Source organism: Tsuneonella sediminis, assembly GCF_051912845.1.
Lineage (GTDB): Bacteria > Pseudomonadota > Alphaproteobacteria > Sphingomonadales > Sphingomonadaceae > Tsuneonella > Tsuneonella sediminis.
Window position 1 is genome coordinate 2,010,527 of the sequence record NZ_JBNCBU010000001.1, and the last position, 20,500, is coordinate 2,031,026.

Annotated in this window: 26 protein-coding genes; 18 read left to right on the forward strand and 8 right to left on the reverse strand. The window is 66.9% G+C overall.

What is annotated here, in order from left to right:
* Nucleotides 1-2: 2 nt before the first annotated feature.
* Together ACPV3N_RS10125 and ACPV3N_RS10130 are read right to left on the reverse strand one after the other, a co-directional pair.
* Nucleotides 3-392 (reverse strand): hypothetical protein, encoded by a 390-nt coding sequence (locus ACPV3N_RS10125; protein WP_440117206.1) that lies wholly within the window; start codon nucleotides 390-392, stop codon nucleotides 3-5.
* A 46-nt stretch (nucleotides 393-438) separates the two neighbouring features.
* The gene (locus ACPV3N_RS10130; RefSeq protein WP_440117208.1) at nucleotides 439-627 is read right to left on the reverse strand and encodes a hypothetical protein; all 189 of its coding nucleotides are present in this window, start codon (nucleotides 625-627) and stop codon (nucleotides 439-441) included.
* Nucleotides 628-808: 181 nt separating this feature from the next.
* Here ACPV3N_RS10130 and nadB point away from each other — a divergent pair, with 181 nt between their 5' ends.
* Entirely contained in the window at nucleotides 809-2,404 is a 1,596-nt protein-coding gene (gene nadB, locus ACPV3N_RS10135) for an L-aspartate oxidase (RefSeq protein ID WP_440117210.1), read from the forward strand.
* Nucleotides 2,405-2,449: 45 nt separating this feature from the next.
* Nucleotides 2,450-3,343 (forward strand): alpha/beta fold hydrolase, encoded by an 894-nt coding sequence (locus tag ACPV3N_RS10140; RefSeq protein WP_440117212.1) that lies wholly within the window; start codon nucleotides 2,450-2,452, stop codon nucleotides 3,341-3,343.
* On the opposite strand, the gene ACPV3N_RS10145 is transcribed toward ACPV3N_RS10140, so the two are convergent.
* Nucleotides 3,344-3,931, reverse strand: coding sequence for a peptidase S14 (locus tag ACPV3N_RS10145; protein ID WP_440117214.1), 588 nt, complete (start codon nucleotides 3,929-3,931; stop codon nucleotides 3,344-3,346).
* 571 nt (nucleotides 3,932-4,502) lie between these two features.
* Between ACPV3N_RS10145 and ACPV3N_RS10150 the strand changes: the two genes are divergently transcribed.
* From ACPV3N_RS10150 to ACPV3N_RS10170, 5 genes are all read left to right on the forward strand, one after another.
* On the forward strand, nucleotides 4,503-6,530 hold the full coding sequence (locus ACPV3N_RS10150; protein WP_440117216.1) for a ribonucleoside-diphosphate reductase subunit alpha: 2,028 nt from the start codon (nucleotides 4,503-4,505) through the stop codon (nucleotides 6,528-6,530).
* A 413-nt stretch (nucleotides 6,531-6,943) separates the two neighbouring features.
* Nucleotides 6,944-8,011 carry a ribonucleotide-diphosphate reductase subunit beta gene (locus ACPV3N_RS10155; protein WP_440117218.1) on the forward strand — a complete coding sequence of 356 codons (1,068 nt, stop codon included), beginning with the start codon at nucleotides 6,944-6,946 and terminating at the stop codon, nucleotides 8,009-8,011.
* Nucleotides 8,012-8,021: 10 nt separating this feature from the next.
* Nucleotides 8,022-8,969, forward strand: coding sequence for a BstA C-terminal domain-containing protein (locus ACPV3N_RS10160; RefSeq protein ID WP_440117220.1), 948 nt, complete (start codon nucleotides 8,022-8,024; stop codon nucleotides 8,967-8,969).
* Nucleotides 8,970-9,123: 154 nt separating this feature from the next.
* Nucleotides 9,124-9,423 carry a DUF1294 domain-containing protein gene (locus tag ACPV3N_RS10165; RefSeq protein WP_440117222.1) on the forward strand — a complete coding sequence of 100 codons (300 nt, stop codon included), beginning with the start codon at nucleotides 9,124-9,126 and terminating at the stop codon, nucleotides 9,421-9,423.
* 64 nt (nucleotides 9,424-9,487) lie between these two features.
* Nucleotides 9,488-9,769 (forward strand): excalibur calcium-binding domain-containing protein, encoded by a 282-nt coding sequence (locus ACPV3N_RS10170; protein WP_440117224.1) that lies wholly within the window; start codon nucleotides 9,488-9,490, stop codon nucleotides 9,767-9,769.
* 8 nt (nucleotides 9,770-9,777) lie between these two features.
* Here ACPV3N_RS10170 and ACPV3N_RS10175 read toward each other — a convergent pair whose 3' ends face one another.
* Complete coding sequence (locus tag ACPV3N_RS10175) at nucleotides 9,778-10,398, reverse strand: thermonuclease family protein (RefSeq protein ID WP_440117226.1); 621 nt, start codon at nucleotides 10,396-10,398, stop codon at nucleotides 9,778-9,780.
* 190 nt (nucleotides 10,399-10,588) lie between these two features.
* Between ACPV3N_RS10175 and ACPV3N_RS10180 the strand changes: the two genes are divergently transcribed.
* Nucleotides 10,589-11,062: a hypothetical protein gene (locus ACPV3N_RS10180; protein ID WP_440117228.1), complete on the forward strand. Its 474-nt coding sequence runs from the start codon at nucleotides 10,589-10,591 to the stop codon at nucleotides 11,060-11,062.
* Between the two features lie 38 nt (nucleotides 11,063-11,100).
* Here ACPV3N_RS10180 and ACPV3N_RS10185 read toward each other — a convergent pair whose 3' ends face one another.
* On the reverse strand, nucleotides 11,101-11,760 hold the full coding sequence (locus ACPV3N_RS10185) for a hypothetical protein (protein WP_440117230.1): 660 nt from the start codon (nucleotides 11,758-11,760) through the stop codon (nucleotides 11,101-11,103).
* A gap of 185 nt (nucleotides 11,761-11,945) precedes the next feature.
* On the opposite strand from ACPV3N_RS10185, the gene ACPV3N_RS10190 reads away from it, so the two are divergent.
* The gene (locus ACPV3N_RS10190) at nucleotides 11,946-12,413 is read left to right on the forward strand and encodes a PA2169 family four-helix-bundle protein (protein ID WP_440117232.1); all 468 of its coding nucleotides are present in this window, start codon (nucleotides 11,946-11,948) and stop codon (nucleotides 12,411-12,413) included.
* Between the two features lie 76 nt (nucleotides 12,414-12,489).
* Here the strand turns inward: ACPV3N_RS10190 and ACPV3N_RS10195 are convergent, their stop codons facing one another.
* Together ACPV3N_RS10195 and ACPV3N_RS10200 are read right to left on the reverse strand one after the other, a co-directional pair.
* Nucleotides 12,490-12,648 (reverse strand): hypothetical protein, encoded by a 159-nt coding sequence (locus tag ACPV3N_RS10195; protein ID WP_440117234.1) that lies wholly within the window; start codon nucleotides 12,646-12,648, stop codon nucleotides 12,490-12,492.
* Nucleotides 12,649-12,726: 78 nt separating this feature from the next.
* Nucleotides 12,727-13,188, reverse strand: coding sequence for a nuclear transport factor 2 family protein (locus tag ACPV3N_RS10200; RefSeq protein WP_440117236.1), 462 nt, complete (start codon nucleotides 13,186-13,188; stop codon nucleotides 12,727-12,729).
* 204 nt (nucleotides 13,189-13,392) lie between these two features.
* Between ACPV3N_RS10200 and argB the strand changes: the two genes are divergently transcribed.
* The 5 genes from argB to ACPV3N_RS10225 all read left to right on the forward strand — a co-directional run bounded on the left by argB (nucleotide 13,393) and on the right by ACPV3N_RS10225 (nucleotide 16,956).
* Nucleotides 13,393-14,289 (forward strand): acetylglutamate kinase, encoded by an 897-nt coding sequence (gene argB / locus ACPV3N_RS10205; RefSeq protein WP_440117238.1) that lies wholly within the window; start codon nucleotides 13,393-13,395, stop codon nucleotides 14,287-14,289.
* Nucleotides 14,290-14,370: 81 nt separating this feature from the next.
* Nucleotides 14,371-14,652 (forward strand): YggT family protein, encoded by a 282-nt coding sequence (locus ACPV3N_RS10210; RefSeq protein ID WP_440117240.1) that lies wholly within the window; start codon nucleotides 14,371-14,373, stop codon nucleotides 14,650-14,652.
* A gap of 14 nt (nucleotides 14,653-14,666) precedes the next feature.
* Nucleotides 14,667-15,563: a bifunctional methylenetetrahydrofolate dehydrogenase/methenyltetrahydrofolate cyclohydrolase FolD gene (folD, locus tag ACPV3N_RS10215; RefSeq protein ID WP_440117525.1), complete on the forward strand. Its 897-nt coding sequence runs from the start codon at nucleotides 14,667-14,669 to the stop codon at nucleotides 15,561-15,563.
* A gap of 47 nt (nucleotides 15,564-15,610) precedes the next feature.
* Nucleotides 15,611-16,324 carry a hypothetical protein gene (locus tag ACPV3N_RS10220; RefSeq protein WP_440117242.1) on the forward strand — a complete coding sequence of 238 codons (714 nt, stop codon included), beginning with the start codon at nucleotides 15,611-15,613 and terminating at the stop codon, nucleotides 16,322-16,324.
* Nucleotides 16,325-16,332: 8 nt separating this feature from the next.
* The gene (locus tag ACPV3N_RS10225; protein ID WP_440117527.1) at nucleotides 16,333-16,956 is read left to right on the forward strand and encodes a MarC family protein; all 624 of its coding nucleotides are present in this window, start codon (nucleotides 16,333-16,335) and stop codon (nucleotides 16,954-16,956) included.
* Nucleotides 16,957-16,967: 11 nt separating this feature from the next.
* Here the strand turns inward: ACPV3N_RS10225 and pyk are convergent, their stop codons facing one another.
* Nucleotides 16,968-18,443 carry a pyruvate kinase gene (gene pyk, locus ACPV3N_RS10230; protein WP_440117244.1) on the reverse strand — a complete coding sequence of 492 codons (1,476 nt, stop codon included), beginning with the start codon at nucleotides 18,441-18,443 and terminating at the stop codon, nucleotides 16,968-16,970.
* Nucleotides 18,444-18,505: 62 nt separating this feature from the next.
* Here pyk and ACPV3N_RS10235 point away from each other — a divergent pair, with 62 nt between their 5' ends.
* The 4 genes from ACPV3N_RS10235 to ACPV3N_RS10250 all read left to right on the forward strand — a co-directional run bounded on the left by ACPV3N_RS10235 (nucleotide 18,506) and on the right by ACPV3N_RS10250 (nucleotide 20,500).
* Entirely contained in the window at nucleotides 18,506-18,817 is a 312-nt protein-coding gene (locus ACPV3N_RS10235; RefSeq protein WP_440117246.1) for a DUF1244 domain-containing protein, read from the forward strand.
* 96 nt (nucleotides 18,818-18,913) lie between these two features.
* The gene (locus ACPV3N_RS10240) at nucleotides 18,914-19,150 is read left to right on the forward strand and encodes a DUF2312 domain-containing protein (RefSeq protein WP_067676531.1); all 237 of its coding nucleotides are present in this window, start codon (nucleotides 18,914-18,916) and stop codon (nucleotides 19,148-19,150) included.
* A gap of 152 nt (nucleotides 19,151-19,302) precedes the next feature.
* Complete coding sequence (locus ACPV3N_RS10245) at nucleotides 19,303-20,118, forward strand: SDR family oxidoreductase (RefSeq protein ID WP_440117529.1); 816 nt, start codon at nucleotides 19,303-19,305, stop codon at nucleotides 20,116-20,118.
* Between the two features lie 64 nt (nucleotides 20,119-20,182).
* A complete protein-coding gene (locus tag ACPV3N_RS10250; protein WP_440117531.1) occupies nucleotides 20,183-20,500 on the forward strand; it encodes a heavy metal-binding domain-containing protein in 318 nt (105 codons plus the stop codon).

A 20,500-nucleotide genomic window follows, 5' to 3' on the forward strand; every position in this document is an offset into this window, starting at 1 on the left:
GCTCAGCCCAGGGCCGAGCGCGCGAGGCCCGCGGCCAGCGCCAGTGCCGCGATTCCCCCCGCGCGGGCTGCCCACAACGGCAGGTTCTTCGACCACCAGACCGCATACTGCGCGTGCCAGTGAAGCGGGAGCACCGCGAGCATGACTGCCGTCGCGACAAGAAACCAGCCGCCCCATGCGAACAGCGCCGGTGTCAACGCCTGCGGCGCGCGCACGACCAGCGCGGCACCGGCAAGCGCCCGGCCGGCCTGCTCGATGAGGTTGACGCGGTTGCTCGCCGCGAAACGGCCGATCGCCGCGCGGGCCGCAGAGGGGCGAACGAGCGCGAAGATCCCCGCGGCTGCGATCCACGCAGAGAACAGGAAAACGACGACGAGCGCGGCGAGTTGCATCGCCCGTCACTAGACCGAGGTCCGGCGCCGGCCAATCGGCCAGTGATCAGCCGAGCATTCGTCCCCCGAGGCCGGCATCGCGCACGTACTGGACAGTCCAGTGGTGCGGCATGCTTTCCTCCATCGGTGTCGAGCAATGCTTGCAGCGGCTGACCGACCCGCCGTGAATCCGGCGCACCTTTTCGAGGTCAACGCTGTGCCGGCCGAACGCGCACGCGAAGTGAGCGATTTTCATGTCTCTTGCGACCCTTCCCGTCCATCATCCCCTGCCCGCACCGGGGTAATTCCTTTGCGCTATCGGTAAACGCGGAATCGACGAGTCGTGGCTTTCCCGGCATGTCCGGACTCGGCGGGTTGCTGCCGCGTTCGCCCGGCGGGTCTTGCACATGACTGGCGAGCCGTGTTGAAGCGGCACGATGAGCGCTAGCCCCCACGACGCCGGGTACGACGTCATCGTAATCGGATCCGGCGCCGCCGGGCTGACCGCCGCGCTGGCGCTGGCCGAGCACCGCCGGGTCCTAGTCCTGGCAAAGGGCACCCTTACAGGCGGTTCGACCGCGTGGGCACAGGGCGGGATCGCGGCGGTGCTCGATGCCGGCGACACGTTCGAAAACCATATCCGCGACACGATGGTCGCCGGTGCGGGCCTCAACCGGCTCGAGACGGTCGAGTTCGTGATCGAGAACGCGCCCGCGGCGATCGACCGGCTGGTCGAACTCGGCGTGCCGTTCAACAAGAATTCTGGCGCGCTCCATCTCACCCGCGAGGGCGGGCACAGCCATCGCCGCATCGTTCACGTCGACGACGCGACCGGCTGGGCGGTGCAGGAGGCCCTGTTAAAGGCTGCCGAGGCCAATCCGAACATCACCATGCTTCCCGGCCGGGCGTGCATCGACCTCATCACCGGGCGCAACGCCGTCAAGTATTCGGGGTCGGGGCGCGTGTGGGGCGTCTACGCGCTCGACGAGGCGACAGGGAAAGTGGAGGCACACGTCGCCCGCGCTACCGTGTTGGCGACCGGCGGGGCGGGGCGCGTCTACCAGTTTTCGACCGCCCCGCGCGGCGCGACCGGCGACGGCATCGCGATGGCGTGGCGCGCGGGCGCGCGGGTCTCCAACATGGAGATGATGCAGTTCCATCCGACCTGCCTCTACAACCTCGAGGTCAAGAACTTCCTCATCACCGAGGCGGTGCGGGGTGAGGGCGGGCTGCTGAGGAACCCCAAGACCGGCGAGCGCTACATGCCGACGTACGACGAGCGCGCCGAGCTGGCCCCGCGCGACATCGTCGCACGCGCGAACGACGACCAGATCAAGCGCCACGGCCTCGACTACGTCCACCTCGACATCAGCCACCAGCCGCCCGAATTCGTGCGCGAGCATTTTCCCAACATCGACGAGAAGCTGACCGGCCTCGGCATCGACATGACGAAGGAGCCTATTCCGGTCGTCCCGGCGCAGCACTACACCTGCGGGGGGGTGCTGATCGGGCTCGACGCGCGGACCGACCTGCCGGGCCTGTGGGCGGCGGGCGAAGTGACCGAGAGCGGGCTGCACGGCGCCAACCGGCTCGCATCAAACAGCCTGCTCGAGTGCTTCGTGTTCGGCGAGGCGGCCGCCGAGGACATTCTCGCGGTGTGGGACGAGATGGATGATCCCCCGCCGATCCGCGAATGGGATGAAAGCCGGGTGACCGATTCCGACGAGGAAGTGGTCATCAAGCAGAACTGGACCGAGATCCGCCGGTTCATGTGGAACTACGTCGGCATCGTGCGCACCACCAAGCGGCTCGAGCGCGCGGCGCACCGCATCGCCACGCTCGCGCAGGAGATCGAGGACTACTACGGCAGTTTCCGCGTTACGACCGACCTGATCGAGCTCAGGAACCTGCACCAGTGCGCCGACCTGATCGTGCGCAGCGCCCTGCGCCGCCACGAAAGCCGGGGCCTGCACTTCATCCTCGACTACCCCGAAACCGACGCGGTGGCGCGCGACACGGTGCTGGTGCCGTAAGAGGACGCATACTACCCGCATCGCTCTCGCAGGAGAAATCACGGCATGCCCCAGATCGAAGCCAACGGGATCACACTCGAATACGACGAGCACGGCGATCCGTCCGCGCCGCCGCTCCTGCTGGTGATGGGCCTTGGCGCGCAGATGACGCTTTGGCCGACGGAACTGGTCGAAGCGCTCGTCGCGCGCGGCTTCCGGGTGATCCGCTACGACAACCGCGACATCGGCCTTAGCCACAAGTTCGAAGGGGCGAGGGCGCCTGGCATGCTCGGGCTGCTCCTGCTCAGCCGATTCGGGTTCAGGCCGCGCGTGCCCTACACTCTCGCCGACATGGCGAACGACGGGATCGGGTTGCTCGACGCGTTGGGCATCGACCGGGCGCACGTGGTGGGCGCGAGCATGGGCGGGATGATCGCGCAGCACATGGCATTCAGCCATCCCGAGCGGGTGATCAGTCTCACGTCGATCATGTCGACCACAGGGAACCGCAAGCTGCCCGGCGGCACGAAAGAGGCGATCTCGGTGCTGACAAGACGCCCCGCCTCGATGGAGGAAGACGTGCTTGTCGAGCACGGGGTAAAGGTCGCCCATGCGATCGGCAGCCCCGGCTATCGGCCCGATCCGGACGCCGTACGCGAGCGGAGCCGGGCGCTGATCCGGCGCAGCTTCTACCCCGCCGGGATGCCGCGCCAGTTCGCCGCGATCGTCGCCGACGGCGACCGGCGCGAGCGGCTGCGGTCGGTCAGGGCGCCTACGCTGGTGATTCACGGCGAGGCCGACCCGCTGGTGCCGGTCGAGGGCGGCAAGGACACCGCGCGCCACATACCCGACGCGAAGCTCAAGACGATCCCGGGGATGGGCCACGACCTGCCGCTCGCACTGGTCGACGAGATTGCCGACGCGGTCGCCGAGCACGCCAGGGAGGCGCAGGCCGCCTGATCAGGGATTGACGATGCCCGCGATCAGGCCGCGCGCCGCGGCTTCCTCGGCCGACAGGTACCAGTTGTAGAGCGCCTTCTCGAGCAGTTCGTCGAGCGTGACGTCGCTGCCTTCGATCAGGCGCTTGAAGTTCTCCACCTCGAGGTCGATGCCGGTCCGGAATTCGTGGAGCAGCGCTTCCATGCGGGGCACCATCGCGCGAACCGGCCCGTCCATCTCGAGCGTCTTCTTGATCTGCCGGCAGTGGAGGAGAAGCATGGCATCGCGGGCGAGATATCGCTCGTCGCGGCGGAAGCCGGCCATGAAGGTCGCACCTGCCGAATAGACCACGCTGCGGCCGAGGAAGCGGAACCGGCGCCCGGGGCAGCGCGAGCGGGCCGAATCGAGGTCCGCAATCATCCGGCGCGCCATTTCGGGATCGCCGCCCAGGGTGGTCATGTCGAGGAGGACCGGCGCCCCGTCGGCGGGTAGCGCGCCCAGCTTGTCGCGAAGGAGCCTTACCATCGCCTCGTCGACGGTCCCGATCAGCGATATGTCGGCGACGGTCGCCGAACATAGGGCCTCTACCGCAGGATCACTTCGCGCCATCGATTGCCTTTCCCTGTTGGCCCGCCCGATTCGCTCAATCGCGGGCCGACGCCGGCGGTTCCGGCGGCGGAGAACACGGCGCGAGGTTGCCGGCGCGGATTCGGAAATTGCGGCCGTCGATTCGATCGATTCACACTGGACCGGGGACAAAAAAAATTTTGCAAAAAGCGGATTGGCTCTTGCGCTTGCCGCGAGCCGTGGAAATCCGGCGCGTCGCGGCGTCGCACACATGTAATACACCAGGCGGAAATGAGTGCGGAACAGGGTAACCGGCCCGTTGACCCTATTGCGTGCCAGTCGCGCTTGATTCACTATCCATGGTGGTTGGTCACCGAGGGGGACCCACAAGACCTAGTTTTTCTCCGCGATTGCCCCATATGGGCGGGGCGGGCAGAACTGCGTCCTGCAAGGCCCTTCGCCGACCGCTGCTGGGGACCGATCTGGGGAAAAGTTTATCCCCGCCCGGTGCCCGGAAATGCTAGTCGGGGTCCTTCGGCTCCGAATCGAACGAATGCGGAACACCGGGAGGGGAAGACCGGTTTTCCGGGCAGAGAGAACGGACGGGGCGACAATGGAATTCAGGACCGGGAACGAGGCGGCCATGGGGCTCGAGGAAACGACTGTCGATCAGACCGGCGGCAGCTCGGGCACTCGTGTCGAGACGCCGTCTCCCAAGCGCGCGGCGGTGAAGATGGACAAGGCGGACAAGGGCAGCGAGGCGCTGGTCGCCGAAATGGCGGCGGGCGCCATGGCCGAGGCGGTGAAGGCCGCCGCGAAGCCGCAAGAGGACAGCAAGAAGATCGCCGACCGGCGCTTCAACGTCGTCACCGACGAATCGCGCGATGCGCTGCTCACCGAATTCGGCAAGGAAACGCTCGACGACCGCTACCTCCTGCCCGGCGAGAAGTACCAGGACCTGTTCGCCCGCGTCGCCGATGCCTATGCCGACGACCAGGGCCACGCGCAGCGGCTTTACGACTACATCTCCAGGCTGTGGTTCATGCCCGCGACACCGGTGTTGTCGAACGGCGGCACCAATCGCGGGCTTCCGATCAGCTGCTACCTCAACTCGGTGTCCGACAGCCTCGAAGGCATCGTCGGCACCTGGAACGAGAACGTCTGGCTGGCGAGCCGCGGCGGCGGCATCGGCACATACTGGGGCAACGTGCGCGGGATCGGCGAGCCGGTCGGTCTCAACGGCAAGACCAGCGGGATCATCCCGTTCGTGCGCGTGATGGACAGCCTGACGCTGGCGATCAGCCAGGGCTCGCTGCGGCGCGGCTCGGCGGCGTGCTACCTCGACGTGTCGCACCCCGAGATCGAGGAGTTCCTCGAGATCCGCAAACCCTCGGGCGACTTCAACCGCAAGGCGCTGAACCTGCACCACGGCGTGCTGGTCTCCGATGCCTTCATGGAAGCCGTGCGCAACGGCGAGGAGTGGAACCTCGTCAGCCCCAAGACCGGCGAGACGCGCGCGACCGTCGATGCGCGCAGCCTGTTCCAGAAGCTCGTCGAGACGCGGCTGGCGACGGGCGAGCCCTACATCGTGTTCTCAGACACCGTGAACCGGATGATGCCCAGGCATCACCGCGAACTTGGGCTCAAGGTATCGACCTCGAACCTGTGCTCGGAGATCACCCTGCCGACCGGGGTCGACCACCTCGGCAACGACCGCACCGCGGTGTGCTGCCTGTCCTCGCTCAACCTCGAGAAGTGGGACGAGTGGGAGGGCGACAAGGCCTTCATCGAGGACGTCATGCGCTTCCTCGACAACGTGCTGCAGGACTACATCGACCGCGCGCCGGACGAGATGGCACGCGCCAAGTATTCCGCGTCGCGCGAACGCAGCGTCGGCATGGGCGTGATGGGCTTTCACAGCTTCCTTCAGTCGAAGGGGATCGGTTTCGAAAGCCCGATGGCGAAGGTGTGGAACCTCAAGATGTTCAAGCACATCGCCGCCAAGGCCGAGGAAGCGAGCATGGTGCTTGCCGAAGAGCGCGGGCCGTGCCCCGACGCGGCGGACGCCGGCGCGATGGAGCGTTTCAGCTGCAAGATGGCGATCGCGCCGACCGCGTCGATCAGCATCATCTGCGGCGGGACCAGCGCCTGCATCGAGCCGATCCCGGCGAACATCTACACCCACAAGACGCTGTCGGGCAGCTTCGTCGTGAAGAACCCGTACCTGGAAAAGCTGCTCGAGAAGAAAAGCAAGAACTCGACCAACGTGTGGAACTCGATCCTCGAGAAGGGCGGCTCGGTCCAGCACCTCGACTTCCTCACGCCGGAGGAGAAGGCGGTCTACAAGACCAGCTTCGAGATCGACCAGCGCTGGCTGCTCGAGTTCGCGGGCGACCGCACTCCGTTCATCGACCAGGCGCAGAGCCTCAACCTCTTCATTCCCGCCGATGTCGACAAGTGGGACCTTGCCATGCTGCACTTCCAGGCGTGGGAGAAGGGCATCAAGAGCCTCTACTACCTGCGGTCCAAGAGCGTGCAGCGCGCCGGGTTCGCCGGCGGCGTCGAGGCCGACAACACCTCCGAAGCGGCGAAGTACGAGCTGCCGACGACCGACTACGACGAGTGCCTCGCCTGCCAGTGACGGCAGCGGCGCGCCGGCGCGTTTCCGACCCCCAAATGTAGAGCGCCCCCCCGGTTGACCGGAGGGGCGCGAGGGTGCGGGACGGTGCCCCGCGAAAAGGGGAAATTCGGAACACCGCCCGCGTTTTCCCTCATTGCGACAGGAAGGGTTTTGCCCCTCCGCCGTCGTTCTCTTGTAAATCCGCAAGGCCCTGCCCGGTTCCGCGTGGTTACCGCGCTATTTATCCCCAGTGGAAAGGGCGTACGGCCTTCGCCGCCGTCGCCCTTCGCCATACGTTCGGAGCTTCGCCGCGGGGGAGCGAATCGGGAAGCGCGCCAAGGCGCCCGCGGACCCCTTGCGAACGGCGCGAAGTCGATTCCATTTCCGGCCCTCACTCGCTATATCGTGGGGGTCGCAGATACCGGAGATACCAGATGTCCCTCCTCGAAGCCCGCAAGACCTACAAGCCGTTCGAGTATCCGTGGGCCTACGAGTTCTGGAAGCGCCAGCAGCAGGTCCACTGGCTGCCCGAGGAAGTGCCGCTGGGCGAGGACTGCCGCGACTGGGCGCAGAAGCTCTCCGATCACGAGCGCAACCTGCTCACGCAGATCTTCCGCTTCTTCACCCAGGCCGACGTCGAGGTGCAGGATTGCTACCACGACAAGTATGGCCGCGTGTTCAAGCCGACCGAGATCAAGATGATGCTGACCGCCTTCTCCAACATGGAGACGGTGCACATCGCCGCCTATTCGCACCTGCTCGACACGATCGGCATGCCCGAAAGCGAATACGGCATGTTCCTCGAATACGAGGAGATGAAGGCCAAGCACGATTACCTGCAGGAATTCGGCGTCGACACCGACGAGGACATCGCCCGCACGCTGGCGATGTTCGGCGGCTTCACCGAGGGGCTGCAGCTGTTCGCCAGCTTCGCGATGCTGATGAACTTCCCGCGCTTCAACAAGATGAAGGGCATGGGCCAGATCGTCAGCTGGTCGGTCCGCGACGAGAGCCTGCACTGCGAAGGCATCACCCGCCTGTTCCACGCCTTCTGCGCGGAGCGGAACTGCCTGACCAAGGCGGTCAAGGAAGACATCATCGACGCCTGCCAGAAGACGGTGCGGCTGGAAGACGCCTTCATCGACCTCGCGTTCGAGCAGGGGCCGGTCCCGGGCATGAGCGCGAAGGAGATCAAGCGCTACATCCGCTACATCGCCGACTGGCGCCTCAGCCAGCTCGGCCTGCCGGCGATCTACATGGTCGAGGACCACCCGCTCCCCTGGCTCGCCCCGCTGCTGAACGGGGTGGAGCACGCCAACTTCTTCGAAACCCGCGCGACCGAGTATTCGAAGGCCGCGACCAAAGGCAACTGGGGCGACGTCTGGTCGAGCTTCGACAAGCGCCAGAAGGCGAAGAAGGGCGAAGGCGCGAACGACGTCGCGGACGAGGGCGAGCCGGACATGTTCGGCGACGGCGCGAGCGGGAGCGTGGCGGCGGAGTAGGAGGACTCTTATGGTTTCGGTATTTCGACTGCCGGCGAGCCTGAGGCCGGATGACACGCAGGGGGAGCTTCAACTCAACGAGTTGGATGGCTCGCGTGTGGGATCTTTCGGCATGGGAATATTGAGCGACGGGACCCCCTTCCTCACCCAGCGTGGTTTGGCCTTCCTGTGTGGTGTCGAGAACGCTCACATCGGAACCATCAGTTCCCAATGGATTGAAGAGATTCCCAAGCCTCGGATCAATAAGATCCGCGACATCCTTGCTAGGAATGGTCACCATCTCGCGGACGCGCATGTCCCCGTCCATATCGGGGGTCGAACCATTTACGCATATCGCGAAGAAATTTCACTCGCCGTTATTGAGTACTATGCATTCGAGGCCGGGCAGTTTTGCCAAGAGGAGGCGCGGGATAACTTCCGAGTTCTCGCCCGAAAAGGGTTTCGTGATGCGATCTATGAGTCGCTCGATTACTCCCCCACGCGTGACATTGATGATAGATGGCGAGCCTTCCACGATCGCGTTTCCCTAGTTTATAATAATGCGCCCGAAGGTTATTTCAGCATCTTTAAGGAGAGTGCCGAGATTACCGTCACCTTGGGGCAGGGCGGTATTTACGCCAACGATGCCGTTATCCCTGACATCAGCATTGGGAGGTGCTGGAGCGACCACTGGCGCAGGAACAATCTGTCCGAGGAATTTGGAGACCGATTGGATTACGAACATCACTACCCAGGGTATTTTCCGCAAGCAGCTTCCAACCCTCAGACGCCGTGGGCTTATCCCGAGTGCGCTCTTGGAGAATTCAAGCGCTGGCTTCGTGAGGACTATATTCGCGGAGGGAAGTTCGCGCAGTACGTAAAAAGCCAAGTTGGCAAGAAGGGCATAACTTCTGAAGCCGCCAACAAGGCCCTCGCTGCTTACGAGCTTCCGGCGCTCCCCAATAGGGGTGCGGCTTAAGCGACCCCAATTGCAGGTTCTAACCCCGGCCCTTCCGGCAGGCGGAAAAGCGCAGTTGGTTGCGCTGAATTTTCCCGCATAACTGTGGGAGGTAGAGGGGCGGGCCAATCTCCACGTTGAAAATCCGGCAACCATTTCCGGATTACACGCGCGTATGGACCCGACCATCCTCTCCCTGATCGCGCTCGCCGTGGTCGTCTTCGCCGCGATCAACCTGGCCGCCTTCGCCGCGTTCGGCATCGACAAGCGGCTGGCCGAAGCGCAGGAGCGGCGCATCTCCGAGGCGACCTTGCTCGAACTCGCGTTCTTCGGCGGGACGCTCGGCGCCTATGCCGGGCGGCACGTGTTCCGCCACAAGACCCGCAAGCAGCCGTTCTCAAACAACCTGTTCACGATCGCCGTCTTGCAGGTGCTCGTGATCGGCGGCGCGATGGGATGGTTTTTGAGCGCATAGGCTCGCGCAATCGCTCACCTGCCGTTTACCAAGCGCGAACCATTCCCGTCATAGTCCTGTCGCGATGGCTCGCAGCAGGAACCGCAAGCGCGACGAACTCGGCTATGCCGACATCGCGATCTACGCGCTGATCGCGTTCGCGGGTGTGTGGTTCCTCTACCCCCGCGTGCAGACGATGATGATGAGCGCCGAGGAAATTGCCGCGATCGAGAACAGCGTGACCTATTCGGGCTGCAACGAAGTACGCGCGCTCGGCAAGGACCCGATCTATCGCGGCGAGCCGGGATATCGCGACACGATGGACGGCGACGGCGACGGGATCGCCTGTGAACCGCTTCCCTACTGACGCCGTCCTCAACACCACCCGCCCTTGAATCCTCCATCATACCGCCGCGCGCCGCCTTCGCGCAGCATCCAGTCGGCCAGCCGGTCCTCGGTGGCCCCGCCCCCGCCGCCCGGCGCGTCGCGCTTTACGATGGCGAGGGTGCGGCCGTAGCGGTCGGTCGGTTCGTCGAGGCGGGTGGTGATCCGGAACGGTCCCCGGTTGAGCCAGCGCTGGAGCGCCTGCGTGGAGGCGTCGGCCTGCGCCGCCTCGGCCGGGCAGCGAGCGCGCATCTCGGCGGTGTCGATGCCGGTGACGCGGAACGTGCGCGATCCAATCCTGAAGGTGTCGCCGTCGACCACGCACAGGCGGCCCCGGCCGCGCCCGCAGCGGGTGAAGGTCCCCTCGACCTCCATCGGTTCGCCCTGGAGAAACCCCGGCGGCTCGTAGAAACCGGGCGACTGGTAGACGAGCGCCGCCGTCACCAGCGCGATCAGGAAGATCCACGGCCGCGTCTCGTGCCACGCCCGCGCCCACGTCTTCGGAGCGGTCTTCGGCGGGCGGGCGAACCGGGCGGGCTTCACGCCATAGCCCTTCGCCGTGGTCCAGCGGCGCCACCGCTTCTTGCGGCGAAAGCGGACGATCCTGCCCATCGCCCCCGCCTATCGCGCCGCGCGCCGGTGCGCCATTGCCAATCGCGCACGCCTGCGCTCGCCATGGACCGTCCGGCGCATCCACCCGTCGCGCCGCCGCATCTGCCGGAACCGCTGCGCGCCCCCGGGCTTCATCCAGTGAGCCCGCCGCTCTGCCGCGGGCAGGATCACGATAGAGAGGACGCAACCGATGAACCAGCAGCAGAACGACGGCCGGCAATCGCAGAGCCAAGGCCAGCAGCAGCAATCCCAGCGCCGGACCGACGGCCCGTTCGTCGACGACACCGACCGCGCCGGCGGCGGTCTTCACCCCGGCAGCGACCGCGACGACTACGGCTCTCCCCACGGCATCGAGGGAACGGTCGGCACCCAGTACGAACAGGCCGGCAACCAAGCGACCGGGCACGAGCGCGAGCGGCTCGAACCCGGGCAGGTCGGCGCGGGCGAGCAGGCGGGCGATACCGGCGCTCCGGGCTATGGCGACCGGGGCCGCGGCGGCGGCGCTCCCTATCCGGAAGAGCAGCGCAGGGCCGGCCGCGACTGGCCGGGCCGCGAGGAGCAGCAAGGCCGGATCGCACCGGAAAGCGAACACGCGCGGCAGGCCGAGCAGGGCGAAGCCGACGAAGGCTCGGGCCACCCCCGCGGCGACTGGGACGTCGGCTGACCCCCGGCGTCCCGGTCGGTGCGCGCCGCCGCGTCCGGTCAGGCCCGCAGGGCAGCGGCCGCGCGGCGCGCCTGCGGCGCGAACGCGAAGTAGATCAGCGGCACCAGTGCGAACGTGCCGAAGACGATCGCGGGCACTGGCAGGCCGAGGTCGTCGGCAAAGGTGATCGTCGGCGCGCGCACGGTCTCGCTCACCGCAAGCGCCATGCGCAGCGCGTGACGGCGGACCCGGTCGATGCGCTCGATCGTCCCGCGCCGAAGCCAGCGCACGTCGAGCATCGCGAAATAGGTGAATATCAGCAACAGGACGAGCGGCGCGGGACCGATCCCTGCACCCGAAAGAGTCAGGCGCACGCCGACCACCGCGACAGCCAGCATCACCAGCAACAGCACGCCCAGCAGCGCGATCTCGGCCAGGCGTGCCCCCCGCCAGCGCGGGTTGAGCGCGAGGATTGCCGTGCCGAGCGCGTACAGCGCGACGGTTGCCTCGAACATTGCGAGCGGCAGCGGGCGGGCGATCATGAACAGCCACGCGGTGATTGCCGCCACGGTCATCCCGCCGACGAATGTCCATCCGGCCCAGCGATGCACACGGCCGCCCTTCCGCACGGTCAGCGCGACCAGTGCCGCGGCACCCGCGCCGAAGCCGAGCACGAGGTGGGCGAGGTGGACGAGCTGGTCGATTGTGCCGGTCATCATCCGCATCCCCTCTTTGCGCGGTGCCGGGAACCTATCCAGAGCCGCTTCGGGAGGCAAACCCGGGTCCGGCGCGCCGGGCCGTTCGCGATGATCGCCCGGCCGCCGGAACGAAGCCGCGCCACGCGCGCTTAGGTCATGCAAACCCAACCCATTGAAGGAAATCCAACATGTCGCATCATGACACCATGGACCACGACTCCCGCACCGACGCGAACACGGCCGACACCGCCACGCTCAACACGCTGATCGGAACGCTGATCGATTCGATCAATGGTTACACCAAGGCGGCCGAAGACACCGACAACGCGCGTTTTGCGGAAATCTTCCGTGCCCGCGCTACCGAACGGCAGGCGGCCGTCGCCAAGCTGCAGGCCGCGGTCGCTGCGCTCGGCGGCAATCCGGAAGACGACGGCACCACCGCCGGGGCGATGCACCGCGGGTGGATCAACCTCAAGGAAGCGGTCGTCGGCCGCGACGACGAGGCGATCGTGAACTCGGTCGAGAGCGGCGAGGACTATCTCAAGGAGAAGTTCGAGACCGCGCTCAAGCACAAGGACCTTCCGCTCGAGGCGCGCACTGCGGTCGAGGAAGCCTGGGCTTCGGTCAAGGCCGGCCATGACCAGATGAGCCAGATCAAGCACGCGATCGACTGATCGCCCTTCGGTGAAATGTTAGGGGCGGTGCGCTGCATGGGCGCGCCGCCCGATTGCGTTGCGCTGCCGGGAAGCCTCAGCGCGTCAGGCGATAGCGGGTCCGCGCGCGGCGGTCCTTGCCGGAACGGCGCTCCTCGCACCGCTTTTCGTCGCCGGGGAAGGGTATCTGCATGTCTCGCCGATCGCCGCTCCGCCTGTCGGGGCCGGACATGGGCTGGTCGATGGTCCCGGCCATGGGCCGTCTCCTCCTGCGAACCGGGCCTGAAGGGACCGGGCGTGAGGCAGACGATACGCCCAAAGTGCTGTCGCGCGGTTAACCGCGTGCTGCGGTTGTCACGGGGGAAGCCGCGAAGGCCTCGGCAAGCCCGGCCGCCCGCGCATAACCGGCGCTGTCGAACATCTCGAGATAGCGGATCGCCTTGCCCCGCCACACCGTCCAGATGTCGACCTTGGGCGTCGCCAGCTCGCGCAGCGTGCGCCGGTTCCGCCACCGCACGCGCCCGATCCACACGACCCGGTCGCCTTCGGCAACGATTGCATCGGTCTTGCTCGAAACGAGGTCCCAGCACTCGGCGATCGCGGTCCAGTACCCGATCACCGCCGCGCGGCCGCTGAACGGGCCGCTCAGCGGATCGGACGGGAACTCGCGCTCGAGCACGGTATGGAACTCGATCGCTTCGTCCATCAGGTCGAAGAACTGCGCGGGCGTGGTGCCGGCACTCGTGCCCCACGCGTCGTAGGCAGCGGCCAGCCGCTGCCGGAAATCATCAATCACCTGCGACCCATTCGTTTTCTTGTCGTGTCGGGAACCCGCGTATCATCGGGAACCGGCAAGGGGCAATGCCGGCAGCGAAGAAATCCTGCGCGAATGCCCCGCGGCATCCGCGGGTGACCGGCTTTCCTCCCGCCGCGCTTGCCGCTAAGCGGCCCGCGGGCACATCGCGACGTGGATCCGCGGGGCCAGCGAAGGAATCCGAGTATGAAAGGCGACACCCAGGCGATGCTGGCCAAGGCGGAAGTGCTGATCGAGGCGCTGCCCTATCTCCAGCGCTATGCCGGCCGGACGTTCGTCGTGAAGTACGGCGGACACGCGATGGGCGACGCGCAGGCGGCGCGTGATTTTGCCGAGGACATCGTGCTGCTGAAGGCGGTCGGTATCAACCCCGTGGTGGTCCACGGCGGCGGCCCGCAGATCGGAGAGATGCTGAAGAAGCTGGGGGTCGAAAGCACATTCGTCGACGGGCTGCGGGTGACCGACAAGGCCACCGCAGAAGTCGCCGAGATGGTCCTGTCGGGCGCGATCAACAAGCAGCTCGTCGGGTGGATCGCGCAGGCTGGCGGCAAGGCGCTCGGCGTCTCGGGCAAGGACGGCGGCATGGTCACGGCGACCAAGGTCGAGCGGACGAGGAAAGATCCGGACAGCAACATCGAGCAGGCGATCGATCTCGGCTTTGTCGGTGAGCCGCGCCATGTCGACACGACGCTGATCGACACCGCGGTCGCCGCCGGGATGATCCCCGTGATCGCTCCTATCGGAGCGGGCGCGGATGGGCACACGTACAACATCAACGCCGACACGATGGCCGGTGCGGTCGCGGCGGCGCTCGGCGCGGCGCGCCTGTTCCTCCTGACCGATGTAGCCGGGGTGATGGACAAGCGGGGCGAGCTGCTGACCGACCTGACCCCGGCGGACATCGCTGGTCTGAAGGCCGACGGGACGATCAGCGGCGGGATGATCCCCAAGCTCGAAACGTGCGTCCACGCGGTCGAAGCGGGGTGCGAGGCGGCGGTGGTGCTCGACGGGCGTGTCCCGCACGCGATGCTGCTCGAATTCTTCACCGCGACCGGCGCGGGAACGCTGATCCGCGCCACCTGATGCGGATGCGTATTGCCCCATTGATACACCCCTGCGCGCTCGGCTAGAGGCGCAGGCGACACAGCAATCCAAGGACCATCGATGGACGCTCTCCTCCAGATTCTCATCATGCTCGCGAACACCGCGAACATGCTCGTCATCATCTGGTTCATCATCGGGTTGCTGTTCAGCTTCAACGTGATCGGGCGGGACAACACGTTCTTCGCCGCAGTGCACGACGCGATCGCGCGGCTGTTCGAACCGTTGCTCCGACCGATCCGCCGCGTGCTGCCCGATACCGGGGCGATCGACTTTTCGCCGATGGTGCTGCTGCTTCTGATCTATGCGCTCATCATCGTGCTCGAGAGCCTGAGGCCGTACTGATGCCCCAGTCCGGGATCAGGGCGGAGATCATCGATGGAAAGGCCTTCGCCGCCTCCCTGCGCGAGAAGGTGGGCGAGGCCGCGCGCGCGTTCGAGGCGGAAACCGGCCGCAAGGCGGGCCTCGCGGTGGTGCTCGTCGGCGACGACCCGGCGAGCCAGGTCTATGTTGCCAGCAAGGGCAAGGCGACGATCGCCGCGGGCATGGCGAGTTTCGAGCATCGCCTGCCCGCCGACGTCTCGCAGGACCGGCTCGAGGCGCTCGTGCGCCAATTGAACGACGACTCGGCGGTCGACGGCATCCTCGTCCAGCTGCCGCTGCCGGCGCATCTCGACGACAAGGCGGTGATCGCGCTGATCGATCCCGACAAGGACGTCGACGGGCTGACCGATACGAATATCGCGAGGCTCGCCAACCAGCGCGACGGGCTGTTCCCGTGCACTCCGGTGGGCTGCATGATGCTGCTCGAGGACCGCCTGGGAGACCTGTCGGGGCGGAATGCCGTGGTGATCGGCCGCTCGCAGCTCGTCGGGCGGCCGATGGCGCAGTTGCTGGTCAACGCCAACGCCACCGTCACCATCGCGCACAGCCGGACCAGGGACCTGCCCGGCGTGGTCCGGGGTGCCGATATCGTGATTGCGGCGGTCGGGCGGCCCGAAATGGTGCGGGGCGACTGGATCGCGCCCGGCGCCGCGGTGATCGATGTAGGCATCAACCGGCTCGCGCCCGAACCGGGCGCGGCGAAGGGCAAGCTGGTCGGCGACGTGGCTTTCGACGAGGCGAGCGAAACGGCCGGGTCGATCACCCCGGTTCCGGGCGGCGTTGGCCCGATGACGATCGCGGTTCTCCTGCGCAATGCCGTCGTCGCCGCCTACCGCAACGCGGGCCTGCCGCCCGCAGCCGGCCTGCCTTGACCGCGGGACGCTTGGAACATCGAGTTCGGCGCGCTAGGCGCGCAACGATGATCCGCGCGCTTATCCTTGCCGCGATCGCGGCGTCCATTGCCGCGTGTACGACCGGCCCGGGTGGGCCGGGCGAACGCACGCTTGCCCCGCGCGGTGAGCCGAGCACGGTCATCGCGACCGAACTGGCATTCGCCCGCGCCGCGCGCGAGGACGGCACCTGGACTGCGTTCCGCAGGTTCGCGACCGCGGATGCCGTCTGGCCCGGGCCGCAGTGGGAAAGCGTCCAGACGGCCCTCAAGGGACGGGCCGATCCGGCCCAGCCGATCGTCTGGGGTCCCGACATGGTGTGGGTCAGCTGCGACGGCAGCTTCGCGCTCTCGACCGGCCCGGCGACCCACCCGTCGGGGCGCAAGTCGCGCTTCGCGACGATCTGGCAGCGCCAGAACGATGGCGATTATCGCTGGGTGCTCGACCAGGGTTTCGACCTCGAGGACGGCTACACCCAGCGCGAGATGATCTCGGGCCGCAAGGCCGAGTGTCCCAGCGGCACCCCGAACCGCCTGCGCCGGGAACCCAGGGCCCGGCGCGGCGAGGCGTGGCAGTCGGGCCGGTCGGACGACGGCACCCTCGAGTGGCGCACCGACCTTTCGGCGAACTGTCGCCGGACGATGGTGGTCGAAGCGCGGGTCGACGGCGCGATGCAGGAAGTGTTCCGCCGCGTCTCGCCGGCGCCCGACGCGGCGGTCGGCGCACCGGCGGCGACCTGTTGAGCGCGACGATGGTCGAACTGTTCCTCTCTGCCTTCATCACCCTCTTCGTCGTCATCGACCCGCCCGGCTGCGCGCCGATCTACGCCGGGCTGACGAAGGGCGCGACACCCGCGCAGGCGCGTTCGATGGCGCTGCGCGCGTGCCTCATCGCCGGGATCATCCTCGTGATCTTCGCGCTGTTCGGCGAGGACCTGCTGGGCGCGCTCCACATCGAGCTCGACAGCTTCCGCATCGCCGGGGGACTCATGCTGTTCCTGATCGCGCTCGACATGGTGTTCGAAAAGCGCACCGAGCGGCGCGAGCAGCGCGCCGAGAAGATCGCCGCGACCCCCGAGGTGGAGGACGTATCGGTCTTCCCGATGGCGATGCCGATGCTCGCCGGACCCGGCGCGATCGCCTCGATCATGCTGCTTACCGCGCGGGCCGAGGGATGGGAGAACACGCTCGTCGTCCTCGCGGCGCTGGGCGCGGTGCTGCTGCTTACGCTGCTGGCGCTGATCGCGGCGAGCCCGCTCATGAAGCTGTTCGGGGCGCGGGTCGAAGCGGTCATCACCCGGCTGCTGGGCGTGCTGCTGGCAGCGCTCGCCGCGCAATACGTGATCGACGGGCTGCGCGAGAGCTTCGGGCTCTAGGTCGATCCGGCTCAGCCGGCCTGCGCGGAATGGCGTGCCAGCTCGTCGCCGGTCAATGTCACGACGTGGAGCAGGTTGGTGCTGCCCGGCGTTCCGAACGGCACGCCGGCGAGCGCGATGAGCTTGCTGCCAGCTTCGCCGAATCCGTGGCGCAGCGCCATGCGCTTGCCCTTGGCGATCATCTCCTCGAAGCTGCCGATGTCCTTGGTGACCACCGCGTGCGCGCCCCACAGCAGACCGACCCGGCGCGCGGTCCTCGTGGAGGGGGTGAGCACCAGCATCGGTACGCTCGGCCGCTCGCGCGCGACGCGGCGGGCGGTGCTGCCCGATCCGGTGAAGACGATGATCCCTCCCACCGCCACGGTGTCGGCTATCGTCATGCACGCATGGCTCAACGCGTCGGCGGTGGTCCGGTCGGGCGGGGTGTCGAGCAGCCGCACCCGCTCGAGGTAGGCATCGTCGCGCTCCACCTGCGCGGCAATCCGGTCCATGATCGCGACCGCTTCCTCGGGCCAGTCGCCCGCGGCGGTTTCCGCGCTCAGCATGACGGCGTCGGCCCCGTCGTAGACCGCGTTGGCGACGTCGGACACCTCGGCGCGGGTGGGGCTGGGGCTCTCGATCATCGATTCGAGCATCTGCGTCGCCACGATGACCGGCTTGCCGGCGTTGCGGGCGGCGTTGACGATCTTCTTCTGCAGCGGCGGGACTTCCCACGCATCGAGTTCGACCCCCAGGTCGCCCCGCGCGACCATGATCCCGTCCGCCAGCTCGAGCAGTTCGGGCAGGCGCCGCACCGCGCTCGGCTTCTCGATCTTGGCGCAGAGCGCGGGGCCCGTGCCACCCGGTCCGCCCATCAACTTGCGCGCCTCGGCAAGGTCTTCGGGCCGCTGGACGAACGACAGGCCGATCCAGTCGACCCCCTGGCTGACAGCGAAGGCGAGATCGCGTCGGTCCTTTTCGGTCAGCGCCGGGATCGGCACCTCGGCATCGGGCACGTTGACGCCCTTGCGGTCGGAGATGACCCCGCCGACCTCGGCCGAGCAGAGGATCGCGTCGGCTTCGGCCTTGATCACCTTGAGGCGGATCTTCCCGTCGTTGATCAGCAGGCGCTGGCCCTTCTCGAGCACCCGGAACAGTTCGGGATGCGGCAATTCGACACGGGTCTCGTCGCCCGGTTCGGGATTGCGATCGAGCGTGAAGTGGCCCGAATGCCGGATGACCGCCTGCCCGTCCTTGAAGGTGCCGACGCGCAGCTTGGGTCCCTGGAGGTCGGCGAGGATCGCGATCGGACGGCCATTCGATCGCTCGAGATCGCGGATCGCCTTGATCGTGGCGGCATGATCGGCGTGCGCGCCGTGGCTCATGTTGACCCGGAACGCGTCGGCGCCTGCGCGGAGCAGCTTTTCCAGCATGGCCGGGTTGCGGCTTGCCGGCCCGATGGTGGCGAGGACCTTGACCTTGCGCTTGCGCGGTTCGAGCTTCTGCATGACCCGCCGCCTATGGCATGGCGCGGTCGCAACACAAGACGGCTTGGGGAGTGCCAGTTTCAATGGATACGAATTCGGACCCGCTCGATGCGCTTCCCGACGCTCAGGCGGCGGCCGCCTTCCGCCGGCTGGTGCGTCACCTGCGGCATCGGCACGACGCGCAGAACATCGACCTGATGGGACTCGCCGGGTTTTGCCGCAACTGTCTTGCCGACTGGATCCGCGAGGCGGGGTACGACGGTGACAAGGCCGCCGCGCGCGAACTGATCCACGGGATGCCGGCCGATGAGTGGAAGGCGACCCGCCAGTCGCCCGCGACGCAGGCCCAGATCGACCGCATGGAAGCGAGTGTCAGGCGGAACGCGTCCAATTAGTTTTCCACGCCCCGAACTCGCGGGCTTCAAACGCCTCGGCGGTCTGGCTATCGGACCGCCAGCCGATTCTGTTTCAGCGGAGCTTTGACACCCAAAATGGCCGACGCCACCGACGACCGCCTGCGCCTTCTGATCGAGCGCATCGAACGCCTCGAGGAAGAAAAGAAGGGCATCGCCGACGACATCCGCGACGTCTACGCCGAGGCCAAGGCGGTCGGTTACGACGCCAAGATCATGCGCCAGATCGTCCGCCTCAGGAAGATGAAGCCCGACGACCGCGCCGAAATGGAAATGGTGCTCGACACTTACAAGGCGGCGCTCGGCCTCGGCTGATCGCATACGGGGCGCGCGGCCGGAACGGCGCGCGCGCCTCGCTCATTGGATCCTCGAACTCCCATTCGAGGATCATGATCATGAGCACAGACACGACAGAACCCGAAACCGTCGACACGGCCTTTGTCGAGGAAACGGCCGAGGAACCCCGCATGCCGGGGCACGAATCGCAGATGGACGACAAGCCGGACTGGCAGCCGCGCTATCCGGGTTCGGGCCGCCTGAAGGGCAAGGTGGCCATCGTCACCGGCGGCGACAGCGGGATCGGGCGGGCGACAGCGATCCTCTTCGCGCGCGAGGGGGCGAAAGTCGCGGTGAGCTACCTCGAGGAAGACGACGACGCCCGCTTCGTGGCAGACCGCATCGCGGACGAGGGCAGCGAGGCGCTGCTGCACAGGGGCGACCTCGGCGATCCCGAGGTCTGCCAGGCGCTGGTGGAGAAGACGGTCGACAAATGGGGCCGGCTCGATGTGCTGGTCAACAACGCCGGCGAGCAGCACCCCGACAAGGATATCGAGGATATCACCGTCGAGCAGCTGCAACGCACGTTCCAGACAAACATCTTCTCGATGTTCTACATGGTCCAGGCCGCGCGCCCGCACCTGAAGAAGGGCGCCGCGATCATCAACTGCACCTCGATCACGATGTACAAGGGCAGCAAGGAACTGCTCGACTATTCGAGCACCAAGGGCGCGATCACCGCTTTCACGCGCTCGCTGTCGGAAAACCTCGTTGGCGACGGCATCCGCGTGAACGCCGTCGCGCCGGGGCCGATCTGGACGCCGCTCAACCCGTTCGGCGGTTCGTCGAAGGAGAAGATGGAGCACTTCGGCGAGAACACCCCGATGGGCCGGCCGGGCCAGCCGAACGAGGTCGCGCCCGCATTCCTCTTCCTTGCATGCGAGGATTCGAGTTACATGTCGGGCCAGGTGCTGCATCCCAACGGAGGAACCGTGGTCAATGGCTAGCAGGCCCAATCCCTGGGGCGACACCGGCGGTGGCCGGCCGGGCGGTCCCGACGGCGGCGGAGGCATGATCGTGACCACCACGCCCACCGTGGAGGGACGCACGATCCACGGCTACCACGGCATCGTCACCGGCGAGGTGATCGTGGGCGCGAACATCTTTCGCGACCTGTTCGCCTCGATCACCGACATCGTCGGCGGGCGCTCGGGCAAGTACGAGGCGGTGCTTGCCCGCGCGCGCAAGGAGGCGATCGCCGAGATGACGCGCGAGGCGGGCGACGTCGGCGCCAACGCGGTGGTTGGCGTCGACATCGACTACGAGGTGCTCGGCCAGAACGGATCGATGCTGATGGTGAGCGTCAGCGGCACCGCGGTGACGATCTGA

Excerpts from the sequence above, each read along its gene's own strand:
- ACPV3N_RS10125 (WP_440117206.1), bottom strand. The coding sequence starts at position 392 with ATGCAACTCGCCGCGCTCGTCGTCGTTTTCCTGTTCTCTGCGTGGATC.
- ACPV3N_RS10130 (WP_440117208.1), bottom strand. The coding sequence starts at position 627 with ATGAAAATCGCTCACTTCGCGTGCGCGTTCGGCCGGCACAGCGTTGAC.
- nadB (WP_440117210.1), top strand. The coding sequence starts at position 809 with ATGAGCGCTAGCCCCCACGACGCCGGGTACGACGTCATCGTAATCGGA.
- ACPV3N_RS10140 (WP_440117212.1), top strand. The coding sequence starts at position 2,450 with ATGCCCCAGATCGAAGCCAACGGGATCACACTCGAATACGACGAGCAC.
- ACPV3N_RS10145 (WP_440117214.1), bottom strand. The coding sequence starts at position 3,931 with ATGGCGCGAAGTGATCCTGCGGTAGAGGCCCTATGTTCGGCGACCGTC.
- ACPV3N_RS10150 (WP_440117216.1), top strand. The coding sequence starts at position 4,503 with ATGGAATTCAGGACCGGGAACGAGGCGGCCATGGGGCTCGAGGAAACG.
- ACPV3N_RS10155 (WP_440117218.1), top strand. The coding sequence starts at position 6,944 with ATGTCCCTCCTCGAAGCCCGCAAGACCTACAAGCCGTTCGAGTATCCG.
- ACPV3N_RS10160 (WP_440117220.1), top strand. The coding sequence starts at position 8,022 with ATGGTTTCGGTATTTCGACTGCCGGCGAGCCTGAGGCCGGATGACACG.
- ACPV3N_RS10165 (WP_440117222.1), top strand. The coding sequence starts at position 9,124 with ATGGACCCGACCATCCTCTCCCTGATCGCGCTCGCCGTGGTCGTCTTC.
- ACPV3N_RS10170 (WP_440117224.1), top strand. The coding sequence starts at position 9,488 with ATGGCTCGCAGCAGGAACCGCAAGCGCGACGAACTCGGCTATGCCGAC.
- ACPV3N_RS10175 (WP_440117226.1), bottom strand. The coding sequence starts at position 10,398 with ATGGGCAGGATCGTCCGCTTTCGCCGCAAGAAGCGGTGGCGCCGCTGG.
- ACPV3N_RS10180 (WP_440117228.1), top strand. The coding sequence starts at position 10,589 with ATGAACCAGCAGCAGAACGACGGCCGGCAATCGCAGAGCCAAGGCCAG.
- ACPV3N_RS10185 (WP_440117230.1), bottom strand. The coding sequence starts at position 11,760 with ATGATGACCGGCACAATCGACCAGCTCGTCCACCTCGCCCACCTCGTG.
- ACPV3N_RS10190 (WP_440117232.1), top strand. The coding sequence starts at position 11,946 with ATGGACCACGACTCCCGCACCGACGCGAACACGGCCGACACCGCCACG.
- ACPV3N_RS10195 (WP_440117234.1), bottom strand. The coding sequence starts at position 12,648 with ATGGCCGGGACCATCGACCAGCCCATGTCCGGCCCCGACAGGCGGAGC.
- argB (WP_440117238.1), top strand. The coding sequence starts at position 13,393 with ATGAAAGGCGACACCCAGGCGATGCTGGCCAAGGCGGAAGTGCTGATC.
- ACPV3N_RS10210 (WP_440117240.1), top strand. The coding sequence starts at position 14,371 with ATGGACGCTCTCCTCCAGATTCTCATCATGCTCGCGAACACCGCGAAC.
- ACPV3N_RS10220 (WP_440117242.1), top strand. The coding sequence starts at position 15,611 with ATGATCCGCGCGCTTATCCTTGCCGCGATCGCGGCGTCCATTGCCGCG.
- ACPV3N_RS10225 (WP_440117527.1), top strand. The coding sequence starts at position 16,333 with ATGGTCGAACTGTTCCTCTCTGCCTTCATCACCCTCTTCGTCGTCATC.
- pyk (WP_440117244.1), bottom strand. The coding sequence starts at position 18,443 with ATGCAGAAGCTCGAACCGCGCAAGCGCAAGGTCAAGGTCCTCGCCACC.
- ACPV3N_RS10235 (WP_440117246.1), top strand. The coding sequence starts at position 18,506 with ATGGATACGAATTCGGACCCGCTCGATGCGCTTCCCGACGCTCAGGCG.
- ACPV3N_RS10240 (WP_067676531.1), top strand. The coding sequence starts at position 18,914 with ATGGCCGACGCCACCGACGACCGCCTGCGCCTTCTGATCGAGCGCATC.
- ACPV3N_RS10245 (WP_440117529.1), top strand. The coding sequence starts at position 19,303 with ATGCCGGGGCACGAATCGCAGATGGACGACAAGCCGGACTGGCAGCCG.
- ACPV3N_RS10250 (WP_440117531.1), top strand. The coding sequence starts at position 20,183 with ATGATCGTGACCACCACGCCCACCGTGGAGGGACGCACGATCCACGGC.